Source organism: Micromonospora sp. WMMD723, assembly GCF_049863385.1.
GTDB lineage: Bacteria > Actinomycetota > Actinomycetes > Mycobacteriales > Micromonosporaceae > Micromonospora > Micromonospora wenchangensis.
In genome coordinates this window covers 1-18,965 of sequence record NZ_JBMKNR010000005.1, presented here as the reverse complement: position 1 = coordinate 18,965, position 18,965 = coordinate 1, and the positions used below count along the sequence as shown (strand labels likewise).

17 protein-coding genes are annotated in these 18,965 nt (G+C 68.9%); 15 read left to right on the top strand and 2 right to left on the bottom strand.

Annotation, left to right across the window (positions count from 1 at the left end; translation table 11 throughout):
* Positions 1–917 (bottom strand): inositol monophosphatase family protein (locus ACN261_RS32175; protein WP_425853759.1); only part of this gene is annotated, 917 nt, incomplete at its 3' end.
* A gap of 23 nt (positions 918–940) precedes the next feature.
* On the bottom strand, positions 941–2,038 hold the full coding sequence (locus ACN261_RS32170) for a hypothetical protein (protein ID WP_425853758.1): 1,098 nt from the start codon (positions 2,036–2,038) through the stop codon (positions 941–943).
* Positions 2,039–2,447: 409 nt separating this feature from the next.
* Between ACN261_RS32170 and ACN261_RS32165 the strand changes: the two genes are divergently transcribed.
* The 15 genes from ACN261_RS32165 (at position 2,448) to ACN261_RS32095 (ending at position 18,737) form a co-directional block, all read left to right on the top strand.
* Positions 2,448–4,685, top strand: a complete 2,238-nt coding sequence (locus ACN261_RS32165; RefSeq protein WP_425853757.1) for a nitrate- and nitrite sensing domain-containing protein — start codon at positions 2,448–2,450, stop codon at positions 4,683–4,685.
* Positions 4,685–5,086 carry a roadblock/LC7 domain-containing protein gene (locus ACN261_RS32160; protein WP_425853756.1) on the top strand — a complete coding sequence of 134 codons (402 nt, stop codon included), beginning with the start codon at positions 4,685–4,687 and terminating at the stop codon, positions 5,084–5,086. The genes ACN261_RS32165 and ACN261_RS32160 overlap by 1 nt, the downstream gene beginning before the upstream one ends.
* Positions 5,083–5,691 carry a GTP-binding protein gene (locus ACN261_RS32155; protein WP_425853755.1) on the top strand — a complete coding sequence of 203 codons (609 nt, stop codon included), beginning with the start codon at positions 5,083–5,085 and terminating at the stop codon, positions 5,689–5,691. The genes ACN261_RS32160 and ACN261_RS32155 overlap by 4 nt, the downstream gene beginning before the upstream one ends.
* On the top strand, positions 5,688–6,902 hold the full coding sequence (locus ACN261_RS32150; RefSeq protein ID WP_425853753.1) for an ABC transporter substrate-binding protein: 1,215 nt from the start codon (positions 5,688–5,690) through the stop codon (positions 6,900–6,902). Before ACN261_RS32155 ends, ACN261_RS32150 begins: the two co-directional genes overlap by 4 nt.
* 14 nt (positions 6,903–6,916) lie before the next feature.
* Entirely contained in the window at positions 6,917–7,777 is an 861-nt protein-coding gene (locus ACN261_RS32145; RefSeq protein WP_425853752.1) for a branched-chain amino acid ABC transporter permease, read from the top strand.
* Entirely contained in the window at positions 7,774–8,802 is a 1,029-nt protein-coding gene (locus tag ACN261_RS32140) for a branched-chain amino acid ABC transporter permease (RefSeq protein ID WP_425853751.1), read from the top strand. Before ACN261_RS32145 ends, ACN261_RS32140 begins: the two co-directional genes overlap by 4 nt.
* Positions 8,799–9,599: an ABC transporter ATP-binding protein gene (locus ACN261_RS32135; RefSeq protein WP_425853750.1), complete on the top strand. Its 801-nt coding sequence runs from the start codon at positions 8,799–8,801 to the stop codon at positions 9,597–9,599. The genes ACN261_RS32140 and ACN261_RS32135 overlap by 4 nt, the downstream gene beginning before the upstream one ends.
* Positions 9,583–10,440, top strand: a complete 858-nt coding sequence (locus tag ACN261_RS32130) for an ABC transporter ATP-binding protein (protein ID WP_425853749.1) — start codon at positions 9,583–9,585, stop codon at positions 10,438–10,440. Before ACN261_RS32135 ends, ACN261_RS32130 begins: the two co-directional genes overlap by 17 nt.
* Positions 10,437–11,240, top strand: coding sequence for a class I SAM-dependent methyltransferase (locus ACN261_RS32125; protein ID WP_425853748.1), 804 nt, complete (start codon positions 10,437–10,439; stop codon positions 11,238–11,240). Before ACN261_RS32130 ends, ACN261_RS32125 begins: the two co-directional genes overlap by 4 nt.
* Positions 11,241–11,377: 137 nt before the next feature.
* The gene (locus tag ACN261_RS32120) at positions 11,378–12,463 is read left to right on the top strand and encodes a hypothetical protein (protein WP_425853747.1); all 1,086 of its coding nucleotides are present in this window, start codon (positions 11,378–11,380) and stop codon (positions 12,461–12,463) included.
* Between the two features lie 204 nt (positions 12,464–12,667).
* Positions 12,668–13,780, top strand: coding sequence for a transposase (locus ACN261_RS32115; RefSeq protein ID WP_425853746.1), 1,113 nt, complete (start codon positions 12,668–12,670; stop codon positions 13,778–13,780).
* A gap of 262 nt (positions 13,781–14,042) precedes the next feature.
* Complete coding sequence (locus ACN261_RS32110; protein ID WP_425853745.1) at positions 14,043–14,681, top strand: hypothetical protein; 639 nt, start codon at positions 14,043–14,045, stop codon at positions 14,679–14,681.
* A gap of 469 nt (positions 14,682–15,150) precedes the next feature.
* Positions 15,151–16,290 carry a DUF932 domain-containing protein gene (locus ACN261_RS32105; RefSeq protein WP_425853744.1) on the top strand — a complete coding sequence of 380 codons (1,140 nt, stop codon included), beginning with the start codon at positions 15,151–15,153 and terminating at the stop codon, positions 16,288–16,290.
* 126 nt (positions 16,291–16,416) lie between these two features.
* The gene (locus ACN261_RS32100) at positions 16,417–16,953 is read left to right on the top strand and encodes a hypothetical protein (protein ID WP_425853743.1); all 537 of its coding nucleotides are present in this window, start codon (positions 16,417–16,419) and stop codon (positions 16,951–16,953) included.
* Positions 16,954–17,102: 149 nt separating this feature from the next.
* Entirely contained in the window at positions 17,103–18,737 is a 1,635-nt protein-coding gene (locus ACN261_RS32095) for a ParB/RepB/Spo0J family partition protein (RefSeq protein ID WP_425853742.1), read from the top strand.
* Positions 18,738–18,965: the final 228 nt, after the last annotated feature.

Below are 18,965 nucleotides of genomic sequence, written 5' to 3'. Positions count from 1 at the left end.
ACGTCGAGATGACGTAACACCTCTTGCGCCAGCGCATAACTTCCGGCAGCGATGAACTGCTGCCTTCGATCCATCGCCTTGGCGATGTCTGGGAGGGATTGCAAGTGGTAGTCGAGGGGAACTGACTGACCGTCCAGGTCGATGACAGCTCCGCCGGCGGCATGGAGAATGTAGTGGCCCGGCGCCAAATCCCAAATGGCAAAGCCCTTCGCGAACTCCAGCACGCCTTCGGTGAACCCTGCGGCTACATGACACAGGCTCACTGAGCCGAAGTCGACCCCGATCCTTCCGCGACTCTTGCCGTGCTTGTCTGGCTCATCAAGGGCGCTCATTAGCCGCTCCTGGGAAGCCAAGGGAACCAGTCGCTCACCCGGCTTCATGAGAAAGTTCGTGAGAAGCGACTCCGATAGGCGTTTGTGCGGCCGTTTACTAAGCGTACGAGACTGGCCATCGGCGGTAAGAGCGTATGCCCGATCCTTCCCGTCGTCATGCCGCGCTGCCACATAGAGCCGAACATGATGGTAGATGTCGCCCACCACTGAAACAATTGGACGGGCGAGTGCTCGCGAATAGATCATAACGTGCGTATAACCGAGCAGGCCGCGTACAGCCAGTTCACTGGTATCGAGTGGATCGACGAGCACGCAGAGATCCGGATTTTCGTCCGTTCCGACAATCTGCGGTTCGCCCTCCTCTGAGGCATACACGAAGGAGTCGAGGTGACGACTCATCAATTCGCGGTAGCGCTCATGCATCCACATGTCGTGAACCGACAAGAAGTTATCGGAATGTCTGAGGTTCTCACTTTCACCCACCCTGCCCGTGAAGGCGGCTTCCATGAGCTTAGGGCGGACTTCCAGCATGAGGGTGTCAACTACTTCTGCCGTTTTACTAGCAAGCTCGGGCAAACGAGTCACGCTAATCATTGCACCTCCGAGTGCTACCGTAGTTCGAGGGGTGGTTCGATACCGGGCGGACCCATTGTCGCAGCTATGAATACTGCCGAGAAGTCTGCGGCACGCATAATTTGGGCTCCGGTCAGATCATCGAAGCTGTCAACCTCCAAGTCCACCTCCTTGGTCATTGCCCCAAAAACGGCGAAGTAAATAAGGGCTTGAGGGTATCTACGCCGAATTTCGCCAGCAAGGAACCCGACGACATCCGCTTGCTTGACCTCGAAGTCGCAGATAAGGATCGAGGGCGCCTCGCCGATCTCTGGATAGAAGGAAGTCGGCGCAAGAGTGACGCTGTCTCTTACCTTGTTACAGCGGAGATAGCCGATAGCACACCGGGAGAACTGGGCGGACGCTAAGAAGGTGGCCATAGTAAGACCAGCCTCGTTTACGCCAAAGCAGACATCAATGTCAAGACGCCAACCCATGTTTTTGATCTGACGAATCAATCGCTCGATCCCAAAGCCAAAGGTCTCCCAGTTGAGATGGAGAAGATTTCCTGGCCGAGGGTTAGGCAGCGAGAAAACGCATATTTCGGGATTTGCGTAACCGATCGTCGGCACCATCAGATTAAAATCCGGCCCTATTTTGAGCTGATCGGCGTCTTGTTGATCTGATTTACCGACTGAGCTGATGAACGATCGGTTTGAGCGAGGACCCAACTTACCTGACCATCTCCTGAGTGAGAGTTGATCTTCTGCGGGTAGTCGCTCATATGACTCTGCGACTAAATCGCCTGGCGACACATCTTCGACTGCGACTCCGAGCGGCCCTCGCCCGTAGGCTTCAGCAAGGATGAGCAGGCTGGAGAACGGCGGCGGCGAACCTGCTCCTCGACTACGCGCCCAGGTTTCCCATGCGTTGATGGTGGTCCCCCCGAGGCTTGTCTGATGCTCGGTCACCTCGTTATATCGCATGGCCGCCTGGTCCTGCGAGAGTCCCGCTGCGTAGCGGAACGCCTGAATGCTGGGGACGTCCGGATTCCGGCTGATCAACTCGGCTGCCACGGCCTTGACTGATGCCAACTGCTGCCACAGTTGCTTGCCCTGCCGAGCCAACTCCCGGCCCCGTGCCTGCGGACTCATGCTCTGGCCAGCGGATGTTGAGATGCCCATGATGCCCCCTCGGCAGGTCGGGCGCTAGACGCTGTGATGGACGGCGATCGGAACACCTTACCCATCCGAATGGGCATTGGTGACACCACGACACGTTTTACCTGTTCAAGCCTGCCCAGCGACTCGTCCGTCTACGGCCGTGATGGCAGGTGCGTCCTCCTAGCCAGCCGGGCAGTCTTCTCTTGGAAGCGACGCCTGCGGTATCTGCTCGGACGCTCAAGGCCGATGTGCGTGTCTGGCGTTCCGGGTCAATAGCGGTCGCAGCCTGCCGTGGATGTCTCCCTGACGCGACTAAAGATGAAGACGTTCCGCAAGACGATTGGAGTGAATCGCTGTGCCTGTTGTCAGGCGGCTTGCGTTGCTGCTGGTGGTGCCCCTTGTGGCGACCGTCCTGTTCGCGGCGTGGGGGGTGGCATCGACCGGGCAGCGGGCGCGTGCTGCTGATCGGCTTCAGGCGTTGGTGGCGGTGTCGGCGGTGTCGGGTGAGGTGGTCGACGAGTTGAGCCGGGAGCGCCTGGTGGCGGCGCAGTTCCTGACGGGTTCGTCCGCCAGCGTCGACCCGCTGTTGGCGCAGGTGGCCCGTACCGATCGGGTGGTCGCCGACTACCGGCAGCGGCACGGCCGGTTCGGTGCCAGGGATGTCGAGGCAAGCCGGTTGTTCGCGGCCTTCGATGGGCAGCTCGGGCAGTTGCCGGCGTTGCGGGACCAGGTGCGAGGCCGGTCGGTGTCGTTGACCACGGTGTTGGTGCGCTACCGGGTGGCGGTCTCCCAGGGGTTGGCCGTACGGGAGGCCGTGGGGCAGGTCGGTGGCGCGGACGCGCAGATCGCCGATCAGCTCCGGGTGGCGGCGGCGTTGTCGCGGGCTTCGGAGTACGCGGGTGTCCAGCAGACCACGGTCCTGGCCGGCGATGGCGTGGTGGTGACCCAGGCGGCGCAGCGGGAGCTTGCCGCCGCCCGCGCCGGTTACGAGGAATCGTTGCTGACGGTGGCGGACGGATCGTCGGGGCGGTGGCGGTCGTGGCTGGACCAGGCGTTGACCGGGCCGGGCGTGCTCGCCGCCCAGCGGTTCGACGACGAGGTTTCCCGGGCGCGGGTGGGGTCGCGGTTGCGGGTCGACGCCGCCGACTGGGTGCGGGCCACCGTGCAGCGGCGGGACCGGCTGCACGGTGTGCAGACCCGGGTGGACGCCGACATCGCCGCCGAGGTGTCCCGGCGGCGGGCCTCGCAGTGGGCGACGACGGCGGTGCTGACCGGTGCGGCGCTCACGTTGGTGGTCGTGGCGGGTGCGTTGACGGTGTGGCAGGGGCGGGCGTTGGCGCGGCGGTTGCGGCGGGTCCGCGACGCGGTGACCCGGGTGGCGTCGCGGGACCTGCCCGACCTGGTGCGGCGGGTCTCCGCCACCGATCCGGGTGATCCGTCGGCGATGCCGTCGGCCCCGCCCGCGCTCGCCCCGACCGGCCGTAGCCGGGACGAGATCGACGAGGTCACCGCCGCGTTCGACGCCCTCGCCATGACCGTGTACGAGACGGCCGCCGATCTGGCGCGGCAGCGCCTGGTGGCGGCGGGTGCGGTGGAGGCGGTGGGTCGGCGGTGTCAGGGGATGGCGCACCTGCTGATGCGGGAGCTGGACCGGGCGGAACGCGACGAGGCCGATGAGAAGACGTTGGCGACGTTGTTCGCGGTGGACAACCTGGCTGCGCAGTTGCTGCACGCGACGCAGAGTCTGCTGGTGCTGTCGGGTCGTGCCCTCGGCTCGGTACACCCGGAGCCGGTGGCGTTGGTGACGGTGGCGCAGGCCGCGTTGAGCCGCATCCGGGAGTACCGGCGGGTGGTGGTGGGGTCGGTCGACGGGCGGGTGTCGGTGCCGCCGGCGTTGATCGACGACCTGGTGCACCTGCTGGCGTCGCTGCTGGACAACGCCACCCGTTACAGCCCCGGAGAGACGGTCATCAGTGGGCATCTGCTCGGTGACCAGGTGGTCGTGCAGGTCATCGACACCGGCGCGGGCATCACCCCCGATCTGATGGCCCGGTTGAACGCGGAGCTGGCCGCGCCGGCCCCGATGATCGCCGTGGAGCACATCCGCCGGCAGGGCGTGGCGACGGTGGCGATGCTGGCCGCCGTACACGGGCTGCGGGTGCGGCTGGTGGCGGGCCAACCGCACGGGACGGTCGCGGTGGTGGAGATCCCCATCAGCGCGGTCCTGATCGCCGCCCCACCGCCGCCGGTGGTGGGGCCGGCGTTGCCGGCCCGCCGCCCGCGCGGCCACGGCATGGACGCTCCGACGCAGGCGCTGCCGCTGATCCCGGCCCCCCGCCCGCCGCAGGATCTGCAGCCCACCCCGGTCTACGAGGAGACGACCCGGCAGTCACCCGTGTCGCCGTGGTTCGTCGAGGGCGCCACCGTCCATCTGCCGCCCGCCGGACCGGCCCCCTACGGCGGTGCCGCGACGACCGTGAACGGCCTGCCTAAACGGCAGCCGATGCGCACCCCCTTCGCCCCGCCCACCGTGTCCGCCAGGCCGCCCAGTCGCCGCCCCGACGGGTTGGCGGGCACCGCGCGGGCCTACCAGCGGGGCCTGGGCCACCGATTTCCCCAGCCGAAGGAAGGCCAGTGATGAGTGATCTGAGTTATCTGCTGTCGAACAACCTGACCCGGGTGCCCGGCGTCAGCCAGGCCGTGGCAGTGTCCGTCGACGGGTTGTTGCTGGCCCGCACCGAGGGCCTCAACCGGGCCGCCGCGGAACGGCTCGCGGCGGTGGCCGCCGGGCTGCGCAGCCTGCTCAACGGGGCGGCCCGGGACTTCGGCGCGGGCGAGGTGCAAGGCACCATCGTCGACCTGGCCAGCGGCTACCTGCTGTTGACCGCGCTCAGCGGCGGGGCGTCGCTGCTGACCCTGGTCACCCGCGAGGCGGACCTGGCGTTCGTGACCGAGGAACTGCACCGGTTCGCCGACCAGGTCGGCGACCAGCTCACCCCCGGCTTCCACACCACCCTGGTCGGGGCGGGACGCCGATGACACCCGCACCCACCCTCCCCCGCCCCGCCCCTGCGGTGGCACCGCCGCAGGGGGTGAAGATCGTGCTGACCGGCCCGTTCGGGGTGGGCAAGACGACGCTGGTCGGCGCGGTGTCCGACATCGCCCCGGTCACCACCGAGGTCCGCATGTCGGCAGCCGCCGCCGAGGACGTCTCCCACACCCCGGCCAAGACCACCACGACGGTGGCGATGGACTTCGGCCGCCTCGACGTCAACGGGGTGACCGTCTACGTCTACGGCACCCCGGGCCAGGAACGGTTCTGGTTCATGTGGGACGCCATCGTCCGGGGTGCGGCCGGGTCGGTGGTGCTGGTCGACACCCGGCGGCTGGCCGAGGCGTTCCGGCACCTCGACTACGTCGAACACGCCCGGCTGCCGTTCGTGGTGGCCGTCAACGACTTCACCGACGCCGACACCTACCCGCTCTCGGCCATCCGCGAGGCGCTGACCCTCGGGCCGGACGTGCCGATCGTCGACATCGACGCCCGGGACCGCGACAGCGTCCGCCGGCTGCTCATCACCCTCATCGAACACGTCCTCACCCGCACCCGGCCCGCCCAGCCCCTTGAAGGAGCATCACGATGACCCGTCTCCGTAGCCGGTTCCGACGTGGACTCGCCTCGGCGACCGCCACCGCCGCTCTGCTGACCGCCGCCGCCTGTACCAGCGCCCCTGCCGACCCGGACGCCGTGCGCATCGGACTGCTGGTGTCGCTGTCCGGCACCTACGCCACCGTCGGGCAGGACATGCAGGCCGGTTTCCGCCTCTACCTCGACTCCCACGGTGGTCGGCTCGGCGGCCGGAAGGTCGACCTGGTGGTGGGCGACGAGGGTGACGGCCCGGCCACCGCCGTCCCGGCCGCGCAGAAACTCCTCGAACGCGACCGGGTGGTCGCCCTGACCGGCCTCGTCGGCGGGGCGACCGTCGACAAGGTGCAGGTTCTCACCACCGCCCGGAAGATCCCCCTGCTCGGCGCGAACGCCCGGCCGGCGTTCACCTCGGAGGGCGGCAAGCCCCGGGATCTGACCTACACCTGGCACACCTCCTACAACTCCGACGAGCCAGGGATCGCCATCGCCGAGCACGTCAAATCCCAGGTCGGCGACGGTGCTGTCTACGCGATCGGCCCCGACTACCAGGGCGGCTGGGACGAGCTGCGCGGCTTCACCGACACGTTCACCCGCCTCGGTGGGAAACTCGCCAACCCCGACGGGAAGGCACTGTTCACGCCGTTCCCGGCCACGGAGAACTTCCTGCCCTACCTCAATAAGGCCGCCGAGACGAACCCGGAAGCCGTCTACACCTTCTACGCCGGGGCGGCGGCGGTGGCGTTCGTCAAGCAGTACGCCCAGTCCGACCTCAAGGACGTGCCGCTCTACGCCGCCGGGTTCCTCACCGAAGGATCGGTGCTCACCGCCCAGGGCCCAGCCGCCACCGGCATCCGCAACGTCCTCAACTACAGCCCCACCCTCTCCAACGCCGCCAACCAGGCGTTCATCGCCGCCTGGTCCGCCGCCGGCAACTCCAACCCACCGACCACCTTCGCAATGGCCTCCTACGACGCCGCCGCCATCCTCGACCGCACCCTCGCCGCAGTCGCCGGGAACGTGACCGGCCCGAAACTCAACGAGGCGATCGGGAAGGTCGGCCGGGTCACCAGCCCGCGCGGGGACTGGCAGTTCGAACCAACCGAACACCGACCGGTGCAGCGCTGGTACCTGCGCGAGGTCCGAGCCGACGGCCCGGTGCTGTCCAACGTGCTCGTACAGGACCTCACCACCCTGCCCGCCACCTGAGGGGAGTGGTTCGCATGGGCACCTACCTGATCCCCGGCCTCGACGGCATCGCCTACGGGCTGCTCCTGGCCATCGCCGCCGCCGGACTGACCCTCGCCTTCGGCGCAGGCGGCGTACTCAACCTCGCCCACGGCACCCTCATCGCCGCCGGCGGCTACGTCGCCGCCACCACCAGCACCGGCACCTGGCCCAGCCTCGCCGCCGCCGTCACCGCCGCCACGGTGGTCGGCGCGGCCGGCGGCGGCGTCCTCGCCGCCGCCACCGCCCGGCTACGCAGCCGAGGCCACCTCGACCAGGCACTACTCACCTTCGGCATCGCCCTCATCGGCGCAGACCTGCTCACCACCGTCTTCGGCGCGGACATCCGACGCCCCCAACTACCCGCCGCCCTGGACACCACCCTGACCATCGCCGGCCACCCCTACCCGGCCGACCGACTCGCGGCCCTCACCGCCGCCGTCATCATCGCCACCATCGGGTACGCGGTGCTGCACCGCACCCGCGCCGGGCGGCTCATCCGCGCCACCGTCGATGACCGACACATGATCGCCGGCATCGGCGTCAACCCCCGCACCGTCGACACCACCGTCCTCGTCGCCTCCGGTGCCCTCGCCGGCCTCGCCGGCGCCCTCTGCACCCCGATCCTCGGCGTCGGACCCGCAACCGCGCCAACGACACTGCTGCTGTCCCTGGTCATCGTCGTCTGCGGCGGCCTCGGATCAGTCCCCGGCGCGGTGATCGCCGCGATCGGCGTCGGCATGGTCCAGACCATCGGCGTGATCACCATCCCCGCGCTCGCCCCGTACCTGCTGCTCGGCGCAATGGCCCTACTCCTGCTCACCCGCCGCCGACCCCTGCCCGGAGTGCCCGGATGACCGCCCGCCTCCCGCTCCCTCACAGCTGGAACGACCTGTGGCGGCGGGTGCCCTGGCTGCTACCCCTCGTCGCGGCCACCACCCTCGCCGCAGCGTCGGACGGCTACTGGCCCGCCACCGTCGCCCGGATGCTGCCCCTGGCACTGCTCGCCGTCAGCGTCGCCACCGTCACCGGCGCGGCCGGACTACCCACCCTCGGGCAGGTCGCCCCCTACGCCGCCGGCGCCTACACCACCGCCCGCCTCGCCCTGGCCGGCCACACCTTCGCCCCCGTGCACCTCGTCGCCGCCGCGCTGGTCGGCGCGGTCACCGCCGGACTGCTCGGCATGCTGCTGGTCCGCCACCGGGGCACCGTGGTGTTGATGCTCAGCCTCGCCGTGGCGGAACTGACCACGATCACCGCCACCCAGTGGCGCACGGTCAGCGGCGGCACCGACGGCCTCGCCGGCATCCCCGCCCCACACCTGCTCCCCGGCACCCCACACCTGACCGCCGACCAGCCCGTGCTGCTCTACGCCACCGCCGTCACCACCGCCGCGACCGCCGCCACGATGGTGCTGCTGCACCGACACCGCCTGCTCCTCACCGCCGTACGCGGCAACGAAACCCGCGCCGCCGCCAGCGGCCACCCCGTCACCACCTACCTGTGGCTCGTGCACACCGGTGCGGGGGCCATCGCCGGAACCGCCGGGGCACTGCTCATCCACACCCACCGGTGGATCACCCCCGCCGACGTCGGCTTCGACACCGCCGCCCTGGCCCTGCTCACCGCCGTCATCGGCGGCACACACTCCCCGCCCGGAGCCGCCGTCGCCGCGGTGCTCGTCCTCGGCGTGCGAGACGTGGCCGCCGCCGACTGGCCCGGCCACGCCCCACTGCTTCTCGGTGCCCTGTTCGTCGCCGCGGTCTACCTGCTCCCCGGTGGCCTGACCCCCGCCCTCACCCGCCTCCGCGCCGAGATCCGCCGGGTCCGGGCGACCCGGCGACCCGAACCGCTGCCCGCTGCCTCCCGGAGAACCCCGTGACCACCCGCCACGTCGACGCCGTCGACCATCTCCCCTCCCGCCGCGACCCCGCCGACATTGGCCGCGCCCACGACACCGGTCTGGTCGCCACCGGCCTGCACCACGCCCACCAACGGCTGACCGTCCTCGACCTCGACTCTTTCGCCATCGCACCGGGCGACCGGCACGCGGTCATCGGCCCCAACGGCACCGGCAAGTCCACCCTGCTCCACCTCCTCGCCGGCAGCACCCGGGCACAGACCGGCACCATCACCTACCAGGGGCAGACCATCACCCGCCGGGGCAGCGCCTGGCGGGCCCGCGCCGGCATCGGCCGCACCTTCCAACACCCCACCGTCTACCCCGGCCTGACCGTCCTGGACTGCGTACGCATGGGAGGCTGGCACCACCGACGCAACCCCGACCGGGTCCCCCTGGAACTCCTCGAACTCGTCGGCCTCACCGGCCACGCCGACTACCCGGCCACCACCCTGTCGCACGGACACCGCCGCATGCTCGACCTCGCCGTCGCCCTCGCCGGACAACCCCGGGTGCTGCTCCTCGACGAACCCGCCGCCGGACTCACCGACACCGACCTCACCCGACTCCTCGACATCCTCGGCACCCTGCCCGGATGGATGGCGGTGATCCTCGTCGAACACCACATGGACGTCGTCGCCGCCCTCGCCGACTGGATCACCGTGCTGCACCACGGCCGCCGACACCTCGACGGACCCGCAGACCACGTCCGCGCCGACCCCACCGTGCGCACCCTCCACCTCGACAGCGCGGAGGCCGGTCATGCTGCACGTCCGTGACCTGACCGCCGGCCACCGCCCGGACACCCCGGTCGTCCGGTCGGTGTCGTTCCACCTGCCCACCCCCGGCGTGTACGCGATCGTCGGCCCCAACGGCGCAGGGAAAACCACCCTGCTGCACACCCTCGCCGGACACCTGCGCGCCACCACCGGGCAGATCGTGCTCGACGGGCGGGACCTCACCGGACTACTCCCCCACCACCTCGCCCGCGCCGGCGTCGCACTCGCCCCACAGGGACGCCGCCTGTGGCCGTCACTGACCGTCCGCGACCACCTCACCGTCACCCGCCCCGCCACCGGCTTCGGCTTCAGCGTCGACGACCTGTTCGACCTGTTCCCGCCACTGGCCGCCCGACGACGCCACCACGGCCACCAACTCTCCGGTGGCGAGCAGCAGATGCTCACGATCGCCCACGCCCTCCGCACCAACCCGAGGCTGCTGCTGGCCGACGAACCCACCGAAGGACTCTCCCCCCACATCGCCGGCCAGGTCACCGCCGTACTCCGGGACCTTCCCGACCGGGGCGTCACCGTGCTCGTCGCACTCCCACAAGCCCACACCGCGACCGCCGTCGCCGACCGCGTCTACGCGCTGAACGCCGGACAGCTCAGTGACCCGCCCGACGGGCACGTCGACCTGCTGGTGGGCGACCACCGCACCCCCAGCAACGCCCACCGGAGTAGCCACCATGAGCACCCCTCGCCAGCCCGGCGTGCTCTCGCCGACCATCCCCGGCGGGAACACCACCAAGCCGGTGACCGCTCGCCCGGCAACGCCCCCAACCCCACGGATGGCACCACCATGCCGCCCTGCCTAATCACGGAAGCGAACCCACGATGACCATTACCGGCCAGCGCTATCAGTTCCGCAACAGCCCCCGCCAACTCCACCCCCTCCAGGATGTGCTCGACCCGCACACCATCCGAGGGTTGGCCCGGGTCGGGGTGAAACCCGGTATGCGGGCCCTCGACCTCGGTGCCGGCGGCGGCTCCATCACCCGCCACCTCGCCGGCCTCGTCGGACCCGACGGCAACGTCACCGCCGTCGACCTCGACACCCAGCTCCTGAACCCCACCAGCGTCATCGACGTCTACCAGCGCGACCTACGCACCCAGTCCATCCCCACCACCCCCGACGGCTATGACGTCATCAACGCCCGCTGTCTACTCGAACACCTACCGAACCGGGTCGACCTGCTCCGGCAGATGATCGACCTGCTGCGCCCCGGCGGATGGCTGGTCCTGGGAGAGATCGTCTACTCCCGGATCGTGGTTCACCGCGCCCCCACCGAACCCGACGCAAGCCTGATCACCAGGGCCGTACACGGCGTCCTCGATACCCTCGCCGATCGCGGCGTCGACCTGCACTGGGGCGAGAACATCCCCGCGCTGCTGCTCGCCGCCGGCATGAACCACGTTCACGCCCGCGGCCTCACCGAAACCTGGACCGGCGGTGGACCGGGCTGCGCCCTCTACGCCAACAACGCCCACCAGCTCCACGACCAGCTCATCGACACCGGCCTCACCGTCGAAGACCTCGCCCGGTTCACCGAGCTGATGGCCGACCCCTACGTCGTCGTCTCCAGCTATCAGTTCGCCACCGTGCACGCCCAGAAACCCGAACCCACCCCACCATCCTGAGCCTCCTCACCTGATCGGCCCAGTGGCTGCTGCCTGCCACCACGACACCACGCGAGGTCAGGCCTCCCTCTGACGCTGCTCCACGGCCACCTCATCCCTCCTTTCCGCCCACACGTGCCACGACCCTTGGACAACCCATGCCCCTCATCCCCATCGCTTCTACGGTCCGGTTCCCCACCCGCGAGACCAACTGCCCCGGCTCACCGCCCGACCTGGACAAGGAAACCCCACACCAGCGCTCATCCACCCACACCGTCCGCTACTCCCCGGGGTCCACGAATGACACGACGCGGACGACGATGATCCGAACCCGCACCGGCACGACGCTGCTCGCCGCATCGCTTCTCCTCGCGGCCTGCGCCGGACCGTCCGCCGACGAGAACCCCGGCCCTCCGCCGCCGACATCGTCCCCGAGTAGCGCACCGCCGGTGCCAGCCGGGCCGGTCCTGACGCGCCTGGCCGCCACCCTCACCGATGCGCCCGCCGACACCACCCGTGGTGGTTACCAGTACGTCGAGCGCCGCACCTGGTACCGGGACCTCATCGGACCACCCGGCCCCACCGGGTGGCCCGAACGGATCCGCGTCGACCAACTGTGGCGCACCGACGATGCCGCCAAGGGCCGGCTGGTCAGCGTGCACCTCGTAACCCACGGCTGCATCCCCGACGACGGCGAAAGCGGCAGCTGGGCTGGCCGGACCGGGGACCGGTTCGACCAACCCCCACCGAGACAACCCGACGCCCTGCGCACCCACCTGCTCATCGCGGGCGGTCCTGGGGAGAACCGTCCGCAGGACATCGTCGGCGGGGTCGCGATGCTCTACGAACGCCACGCGCTCACCCGTCCGGTCCGGGCCGCGGTCCTGCGGCTCCTCGCGCAGCAGCCCGGTCTCCTGGCGCAGGCCGGCGTCACCGACCGCATCGAGCGGCCCGGCACGGACCTCATCCTCCCGTACACCGACCGCTCCGGTGTGCCGCGACGCGACATCCTCACCATCGACGCACGCAGCGGCGTCCTGCTCGCCGCCCGCAGCGTTATCACCGGCCCCATCCCGCCCCAGGATCCGCGCCTGGGACCCGACTTCCCGACGCTGATCGTCGCCGAGGCAGCCAACTACCGGCTCTACGTCGACAGCCGCCGCACCCCGAACGCCCACACACCGGCAGCTGGCTGCCAGCAGCCCACCCTCCGGTCGACGCAGAGCAACACCTCCCCGCGGTGAGCGGTAACAGACGCCACGCCGATCCTCAGCCGCTGGCGACTCCTCGCATCCCCGACGGGCCGCCGCACGCCTCTGACCATCACCTCGTCACCGCCGAGATCGACATCTGAGGCGCCGGAACCCCTCCGACCGCCCCGACGATTGCTCTGGCGGGCCCAACATCTCATCGCCCCCGATCCCCAGCCTGTCGAGGACCAACCTCCTGTGGCCAAGCCCCGCAAGTACACCTCCGACGTCATCGCCGACGCAGTACGCCAGGTTGAGGCTGCCCGCGCGACGGGACGACGCGGCCCGATCAGCACCGTCGCCCGGGAACTCCACATCGACCGTCGACTACTCCAAAGCTGGGTGACCAAAGCCCGCGCCCAGGCAGCCACCGCGGTACCACCCACCGTGCCGCGCGCCGATGTCGACAATGACCTGGTTGTGCTACCGGACGGCCTGCTCCACTGCCTGTTCTGCCAGCAGCCCATGACCGCAACCTTCACCACCGTCGGGCTCGTCTACGACTGCCCGCCACCATGCCGCCGTCCCCCACTGAACGCAGTGGCCGTCGCCGAGGCCGTCGGGCAAGTGGTGCTGCAGCACGCCGCCCGTCTCGTGCCCGCCCTCACTCACCCCAAGCGCGCGGTTATCGCCGCTATACACGCCCACCGGCTCATCGCCCGGATCACCGCCGGCGGGCATCCCGCCGACCTGCGTATCACCTGGCCTGCCACCGCCCGACCCCGCCATGCCCTGACCGAGGAGCTTCGCCTCGCCCGCCAACTCGCCACCACCGACCCGGCGCGCGCCCACCGCCTCCTGCAGAGCATCCTCGCCGGCGTCGATCCCGCCACCACCGCCATCAGCACCCTCCACGCCGAAGCCGCCCACCTGCTCGCCACGCTCCTGCACGGCATTACGGCGGTCCGTTGGGCGGACTACGCCCATCGCAGCCTCACCCACCTCCACGGCCCTACCGCCCCGCCCACACTGACCGCCGCACACACCCTCGCCACCGCCCACCGCCAAGCCGGCCACCACCAGCGGGCGTACGGCCTCTACCGGCAGCTCGCCGACCACCTGGCCGACACCGTCGGAGCCGATGCCCACCAGACTCTCGCCGTGCGGGCCACCAGCGCCCTCGTCCTGCACGATCTGGGCCATCACGAGGCGGCCCGGACGCTGCTCGTCGACGTCATCAGCCGTCACCGCCACGCCCACCCCGGGCATCCCGCCACCACCCGCATGGTCGACCACCTCGACCGCCTGCGGCATCAGCAGACTGTTTCCTCCCCGACCTTGGTCGGCTCTACCACTGAATGTCGGGCATGACGGGCCCGGAGATGGTTGGGGGCCGGCTGCCGTCGGAGGGGCGATGAGGTCGTCGCCGCCTCCTCACCGCTGATCCTCACTTCGACAAGCTCAACACACCGTCGAGTCCATGACTCTGCACCACCACCCCTGAGGACCGTGTCGAGATCAACCCAACAGCGACTTCCCGTGAGCGGAGAACGGCCCATCGCTCTTGCGCTGGTAAGATCGCCGAAACTTCGGTCGCGCCCGAAGCCATATCGGGGTGTACAGCGCGAGTGAGGTGTTGGTTGAAGAACGGCGGCCGGGGTTGCCGCATCGCCGGCTTGCCGACGATGTCCCGGCCGCCTCAACCGTCAACCGTGACCAGCAGCCGGGGGTTGGCGTGGAGATCCGCGACATCGACGGTCGCCCCCACACCGACATCGCGGGGGCAGCAGAGCTGACCGGCAGGTCGCAGCAGACCGTACGACTCAAGACCTCCCCCAAAGCTCGCGCCCAGGGATCCGGCTGGCCCGCGCCGACCCTTCAGGGCAAGAAGGCATGGTTTGCCGTTGACGACCTGGAGCACGTCCGGGATGTGGTGATTCCCCGGCTCGCCGAGCTGCACCGCGCCCGCGTTCACCACGTATCACTCGAGGGCGACCCAGACGCGCTCGTCTCCGCCACCGAATTCCGGGGGATCATCGACCAGCAGAACTGGGGTTGGGGAAAGTACGTCGAGCTCAGCAAGCCCGCCTGGGAACGCGGCGAAGACGGCTACCTCCCGCTGCCGGACAAGCAGGAGCCAGCGCCCGTGCAGGGCGTTGTTCGCTACTGGCGTCGTCGCCGCGTGCAGGAATGGATCAACTCCCGGCCGGGAAAAGTCGCTGGCCCAGCCGCGCCGGAATCACCCACCCACTCCCCCGACGACAGCGCGTAACAACTGCCGCCTCGTCCGACCCCCTCAGCCCAGGTGTCGACGCTTGGCGCATACCACCTCCCGAGCTGCATCGACCTTCGGCCGATGGCCTCCGGCCAGGGCAGCGTCCCGCCGCTGCACCGCGGCGCCTCGCCGGCGAGGCAGGCTCCGGGGAGGGAGACGTGCGCCTTCCCGGCAACCTGCCGCAAGGGCAATCATGGGGTGGGCTGGTTGTCCAGCCACACCCCAAGCTGGACAACCAGCCCACCCCATGATCGATCGATGATCAGGCCGCCGGGAAGTCTCCCGCCACGAGATGAAACGACGGCCATCATCACTCTTCGCATTTCAGCGAGTACGTAAAGTCGTTCAAAACAGCCCGTCGATGGGCGGACAACCACAAGAGCCATGCTGTATCATTAAATACATGAGGGAGAGGGGACGGCAACCCCCAATCTCACAACCAACACCTAACCGAAGGGAATCACACGTGACCACCGCTCTCAATTCGATCCCACTCACCACCCGAAATGCCAATCTGCACGACCTGAACGCCATTCTCCAACAACAACACGCGTGCAAGCTGGACATCGTCGCCGGCACCGCCATGCTCCAGGCCGAAGGATGCCACCTGCGCATCACCGGCGCAGAACCCATGATCAGCGAGTACGGCGTCACCCCCGCAGACGGCCTCTACCTGCCCACCGAGATCGGTGACGCGGGAATCGGCGACAAGCTCGGAATCCCCGCCAGCTACCTGCGCAAGACCCGCACCCAGGCACCCAGTCTCTGGGACACCAACGTCAACGGCTGGCTCGACCTGCACCAGGGCAAGCGCTACCTGGCACGGTGCCTCTCTGATGGCAACGGCAGTGGCATCCTGCGCGCCTTCCTCAGCGACGGTTACAAAATCATCGACAATCTCGACGTCCTCATGGCAGTGCTGTCGGGCATTCGGGACTCCGGACTGCAGGTGCACTTCTCGTGTGACCTCAGCGAACGCCGCATGGTCGTCCGCGTGCACTCGGAGGCCATCAAGTCGCTGGCCCCTGCCCTCCTGGGCAACTACCGCAGCCCCTTCACCGGAGCGACCGGCGCCGACAACCCGACCGTCTTCGCCGGCCTCGTCTTCACCAACAGCGAAACGGGCGGCGGCGCGTTCAGCGTCGTACCCCGGATCGTCGTGCAGGTCTGCAACAACGGCGTCACCATCACCAGGGACGCGCTTCGCGCCGTGCACCTTGGGGCCAAGATGGACGAGGGCGCGATCCGCTGGAGCAACGACACCCAGCAGGCCAACCTGACTCTCATCGGCAAGCAGGCTCGCGACGCCGTACACCGCTTCCTCGACGTCCGGTACGTGCAACGCAAGATCGAAGAGATCGAGGAGAAGGCCGGGCAACGCATCCCCGACCCCGATCACACCATCAAGGTCATCGGCCAGCGACTGCGCTTCACCGAAGACGAGCAGCGACTCATCCTGAACCACTTCATCGACGGCGGGGACCGTACCGCCGGAGGGATCCTGCACGCGGTGACCAGCGTCGCGCAAACCCTCACCGACCCTGACGCCGCGTACGACATGGAAAGCGTCGGGATACGCGCACTGGAGATCGCCGCCACGGCGTGACTTACCTGCCGGGTGCTACCAGCCACCAACGGTGGCACCCGGCAGGCCACCGACTCCGGTCACTCGTCAGTCCCAGCTCGCGGCTCCGCGAGCAAGACCGTCACGCTCCCGCACGTTGGAGTAACCATGCCCATGTTCATCGGGCTGCCCCACGGCGTATCGCTGCCCCGCAATCTCGCGGAACCCGACGCCCGGCACCTCGTCACCGTTCTCGCCCGCACCTACCAATGGACCGGCCCCCTCTTCGGCCGGGCGGAAGTGGAGGCTTACCTGCACGATCAGCATGACCACCCCGACAATCCGTCAACCCTGACGCTTACCGACGCAGACTGGCAACGCATCCGGCAGACCGCCGCCTGGCGAAACCTCGCGAGCACCGCCCGCCGTGCGGTCACCGCAGCCGACACCATCGGCCAGGCCCTACGACAGGCCGGGCTCCGCTGCGCCGAATGCGACTCGCCAGTCACCGGCCCACCCACCGCAACGTGGGGACTCTGCCCGGTCTGCCTCAACAGCGCAGACCTCGCCGACCTACAGTGCCGGCCGTGCCCAGCCGGCGACGGCGAAACACCGCACGGCTGGGGCGACAACGCCTGTACCAACTGCGCCATGCCGGCACCGGTGAGCCGACCCCACCTCGCGGCCGTCGTCACCGCAGCCTGACCAGCACCGGCAACCCACGGCACCCCACGCCGTACCGCCGCCAGGCCGGTGATAGCCGGCACCTGAAGGTCAACCCCACGACTACCGGCGCGGGCTGGACGGCAACCCAGCCGCGACCGGAACCAACACCCACACGAAAGGCACGAACCGTGCAGACCGAAACGACACCTGCGCCGCAGACCACCCCGCCGGATCACGGCCCGGTCGAGGCGGACATCCGCCCCACCGACCAGCCGGCCGCGACCGCCGTCGACGAAGCTGGCGAGAGCGCACCGGCTCTGCCCGGCCGGTACCGCCTCGTCAAGGTGACTGACCTCCGCCCCAACCCCGACAACGTCCGCGACGACGCACAGGCACTGCCCGGCATCGTCGATAACCTCCGAGAAGACGGCGTACGCGGCCTGGTCTCCGCACTCACCGTGACACCCATCGGTGGGGACCCCGAAGGCCCCTACCTGATCGTCGACGGTGAACAGCGCTACTGGTCCGCCATCGAAGCCAACCAGGAATACGTACCCGCCATCATCCGCGACGACCTGGCGGAGAACCGCGAGCAGCTCATCAGCATGCTGCGGCAGGTCCACCGCAAGGACCCCACGGCAACCCAGCAGGCCCGGGGCATCCAACAACTCGCCCTCGACGGCATGGACGACAACGACATCGCCCGCCGCACCGGCTACGACCGCGAACAGGTACGCGCCGGACGGCAACTCGCCACCCTGGACAAAAACACCACCGACCGCACCCATGCCCTCGGCCTCGACCTGACCCAGGTGGCAGCCCTCGCCCAGTTCGCCGACCGACCCGACTGGATCGAGCACCTCCTGGAGCAAGCCGAAGAAGGCCCCTTCGCCTTCGCCCGCGCAGTGGAACGCACCCGACGTACCCGCGCCGCCCTCGACACTCAGACCAGCCGCCACGCCGCACTCACCGAAGCCGGGATCGCCACCCTCGCCACCCGCCCCGCCTACACCGACAGCACGGTCAAGGAGGTCACCGATCTACGCGACGCCGACGGGCAGCGCATCGACGCCGAAACACACCTCGAGTGTCCCGGCCACGCCGTCTTCCTGTCGATCGAGCACGACGAGCTGACCGAGACCGCCTACTGCACCAGCTGGCACGCCAACGGGCACACCCTGCCCGCCTACCTCACGCCATCGACCCGCAGCGGACCCATGAGCGAACAGGAGAAGGCAGAACGACGCCGCGTGATCGAGAACAACAAGGCCATGGACATCGCCAACACGGTACGTCGCGAGTGGTTGACCACGTTCCTGACGGCCAAGACCCCACCCAAGGGCACCGCGAAGCTGCTCGCCGAAGCCCTCGCCGACTCCGGATACATCCTGTCCACGTGGATCAACGGCGGCCGGAGGATGCTCGACGAACTCCTCTACCCGGGTAAGGCCAAGCGGGCCGGCATGAAGCGGGTTCCCGCTCGAGGCAACGACGGACGGTACGCGGTGATCTCCCTCGCCGCCATCGCCGCCGCGAACGAGAGCGGCATCAGCAGAAGCTCGTGGCGGGTGGCCGACCCAGGAGTCGCGAACTGGCTACGGTGGTGCGTCACAAACGGCTTCCAACTCAGCGAGGTCGAACAGCTCATCCTCGACACCGTCGACGGGCGCGCAGGGCAGTACGCTGACGTCACGGCCGTCGTATCGCAGTCCGCGCCGCGTCCGGGCACGCCCAAGACGGACACCGTCGAACGCAGCGCGGCGGTCGATGAGTCGCCTGGGGTCGAAGCGGAGGAGCTTGTCGGTTCGGCTCCCGTCATCTGATCCTGTCGGTCGGGGGTCAGCCAGGCTTCGGCCCGGCTGGCCCCCGCCGCACCGACGCCATCAGCGGATCCACATTGACTACCATGCTGTACGTCAGCGGGGACCTCAACCAGCGGAGGCAGGACCGACCACATGAACGGGCCGTCAGCCAAAGTGAATGAAAACCAAGTAGTTGATCTTTAGCACCCCAGGTCAAGAAGTCTGCTCCCCGCGCATGCGGGGGTGATC

Coding starts and splice junctions, on each gene's coding strand:
- ACN261_RS32170 (WP_425853758.1), bottom strand. CDS start 2,038: ATGAGTCCGCAGGCACGGGGCCGGGAGTTGGCTCGGCAGGGCAAGCAA.
- ACN261_RS32160 (WP_425853756.1), top strand. CDS start 4,685: ATGAGTGATCTGAGTTATCTGCTGTCGAACAACCTGACCCGGGTGCCC.
- ACN261_RS32155 (WP_425853755.1), top strand. CDS start 5,083: ATGACACCCGCACCCACCCTCCCCCGCCCCGCCCCTGCGGTGGCACCG.
- ACN261_RS32150 (WP_425853753.1), top strand. CDS start 5,688: ATGACCCGTCTCCGTAGCCGGTTCCGACGTGGACTCGCCTCGGCGACC.
- ACN261_RS32145 (WP_425853752.1), top strand. CDS start 6,917: ATGGGCACCTACCTGATCCCCGGCCTCGACGGCATCGCCTACGGGCTG.
- ACN261_RS32140 (WP_425853751.1), top strand. CDS start 7,774: ATGACCGCCCGCCTCCCGCTCCCTCACAGCTGGAACGACCTGTGGCGG.
- ACN261_RS32130 (WP_425853749.1), top strand. CDS start 9,583: ATGCTGCACGTCCGTGACCTGACCGCCGGCCACCGCCCGGACACCCCG.
- ACN261_RS32125 (WP_425853748.1), top strand. CDS start 10,437: ATGACCATTACCGGCCAGCGCTATCAGTTCCGCAACAGCCCCCGCCAA.
- ACN261_RS32120 (WP_425853747.1), top strand. CDS start 11,378: ATGCCCCTCATCCCCATCGCTTCTACGGTCCGGTTCCCCACCCGCGAG.
- ACN261_RS32100 (WP_425853743.1), top strand. CDS start 16,417: ATGCCCATGTTCATCGGGCTGCCCCACGGCGTATCGCTGCCCCGCAAT.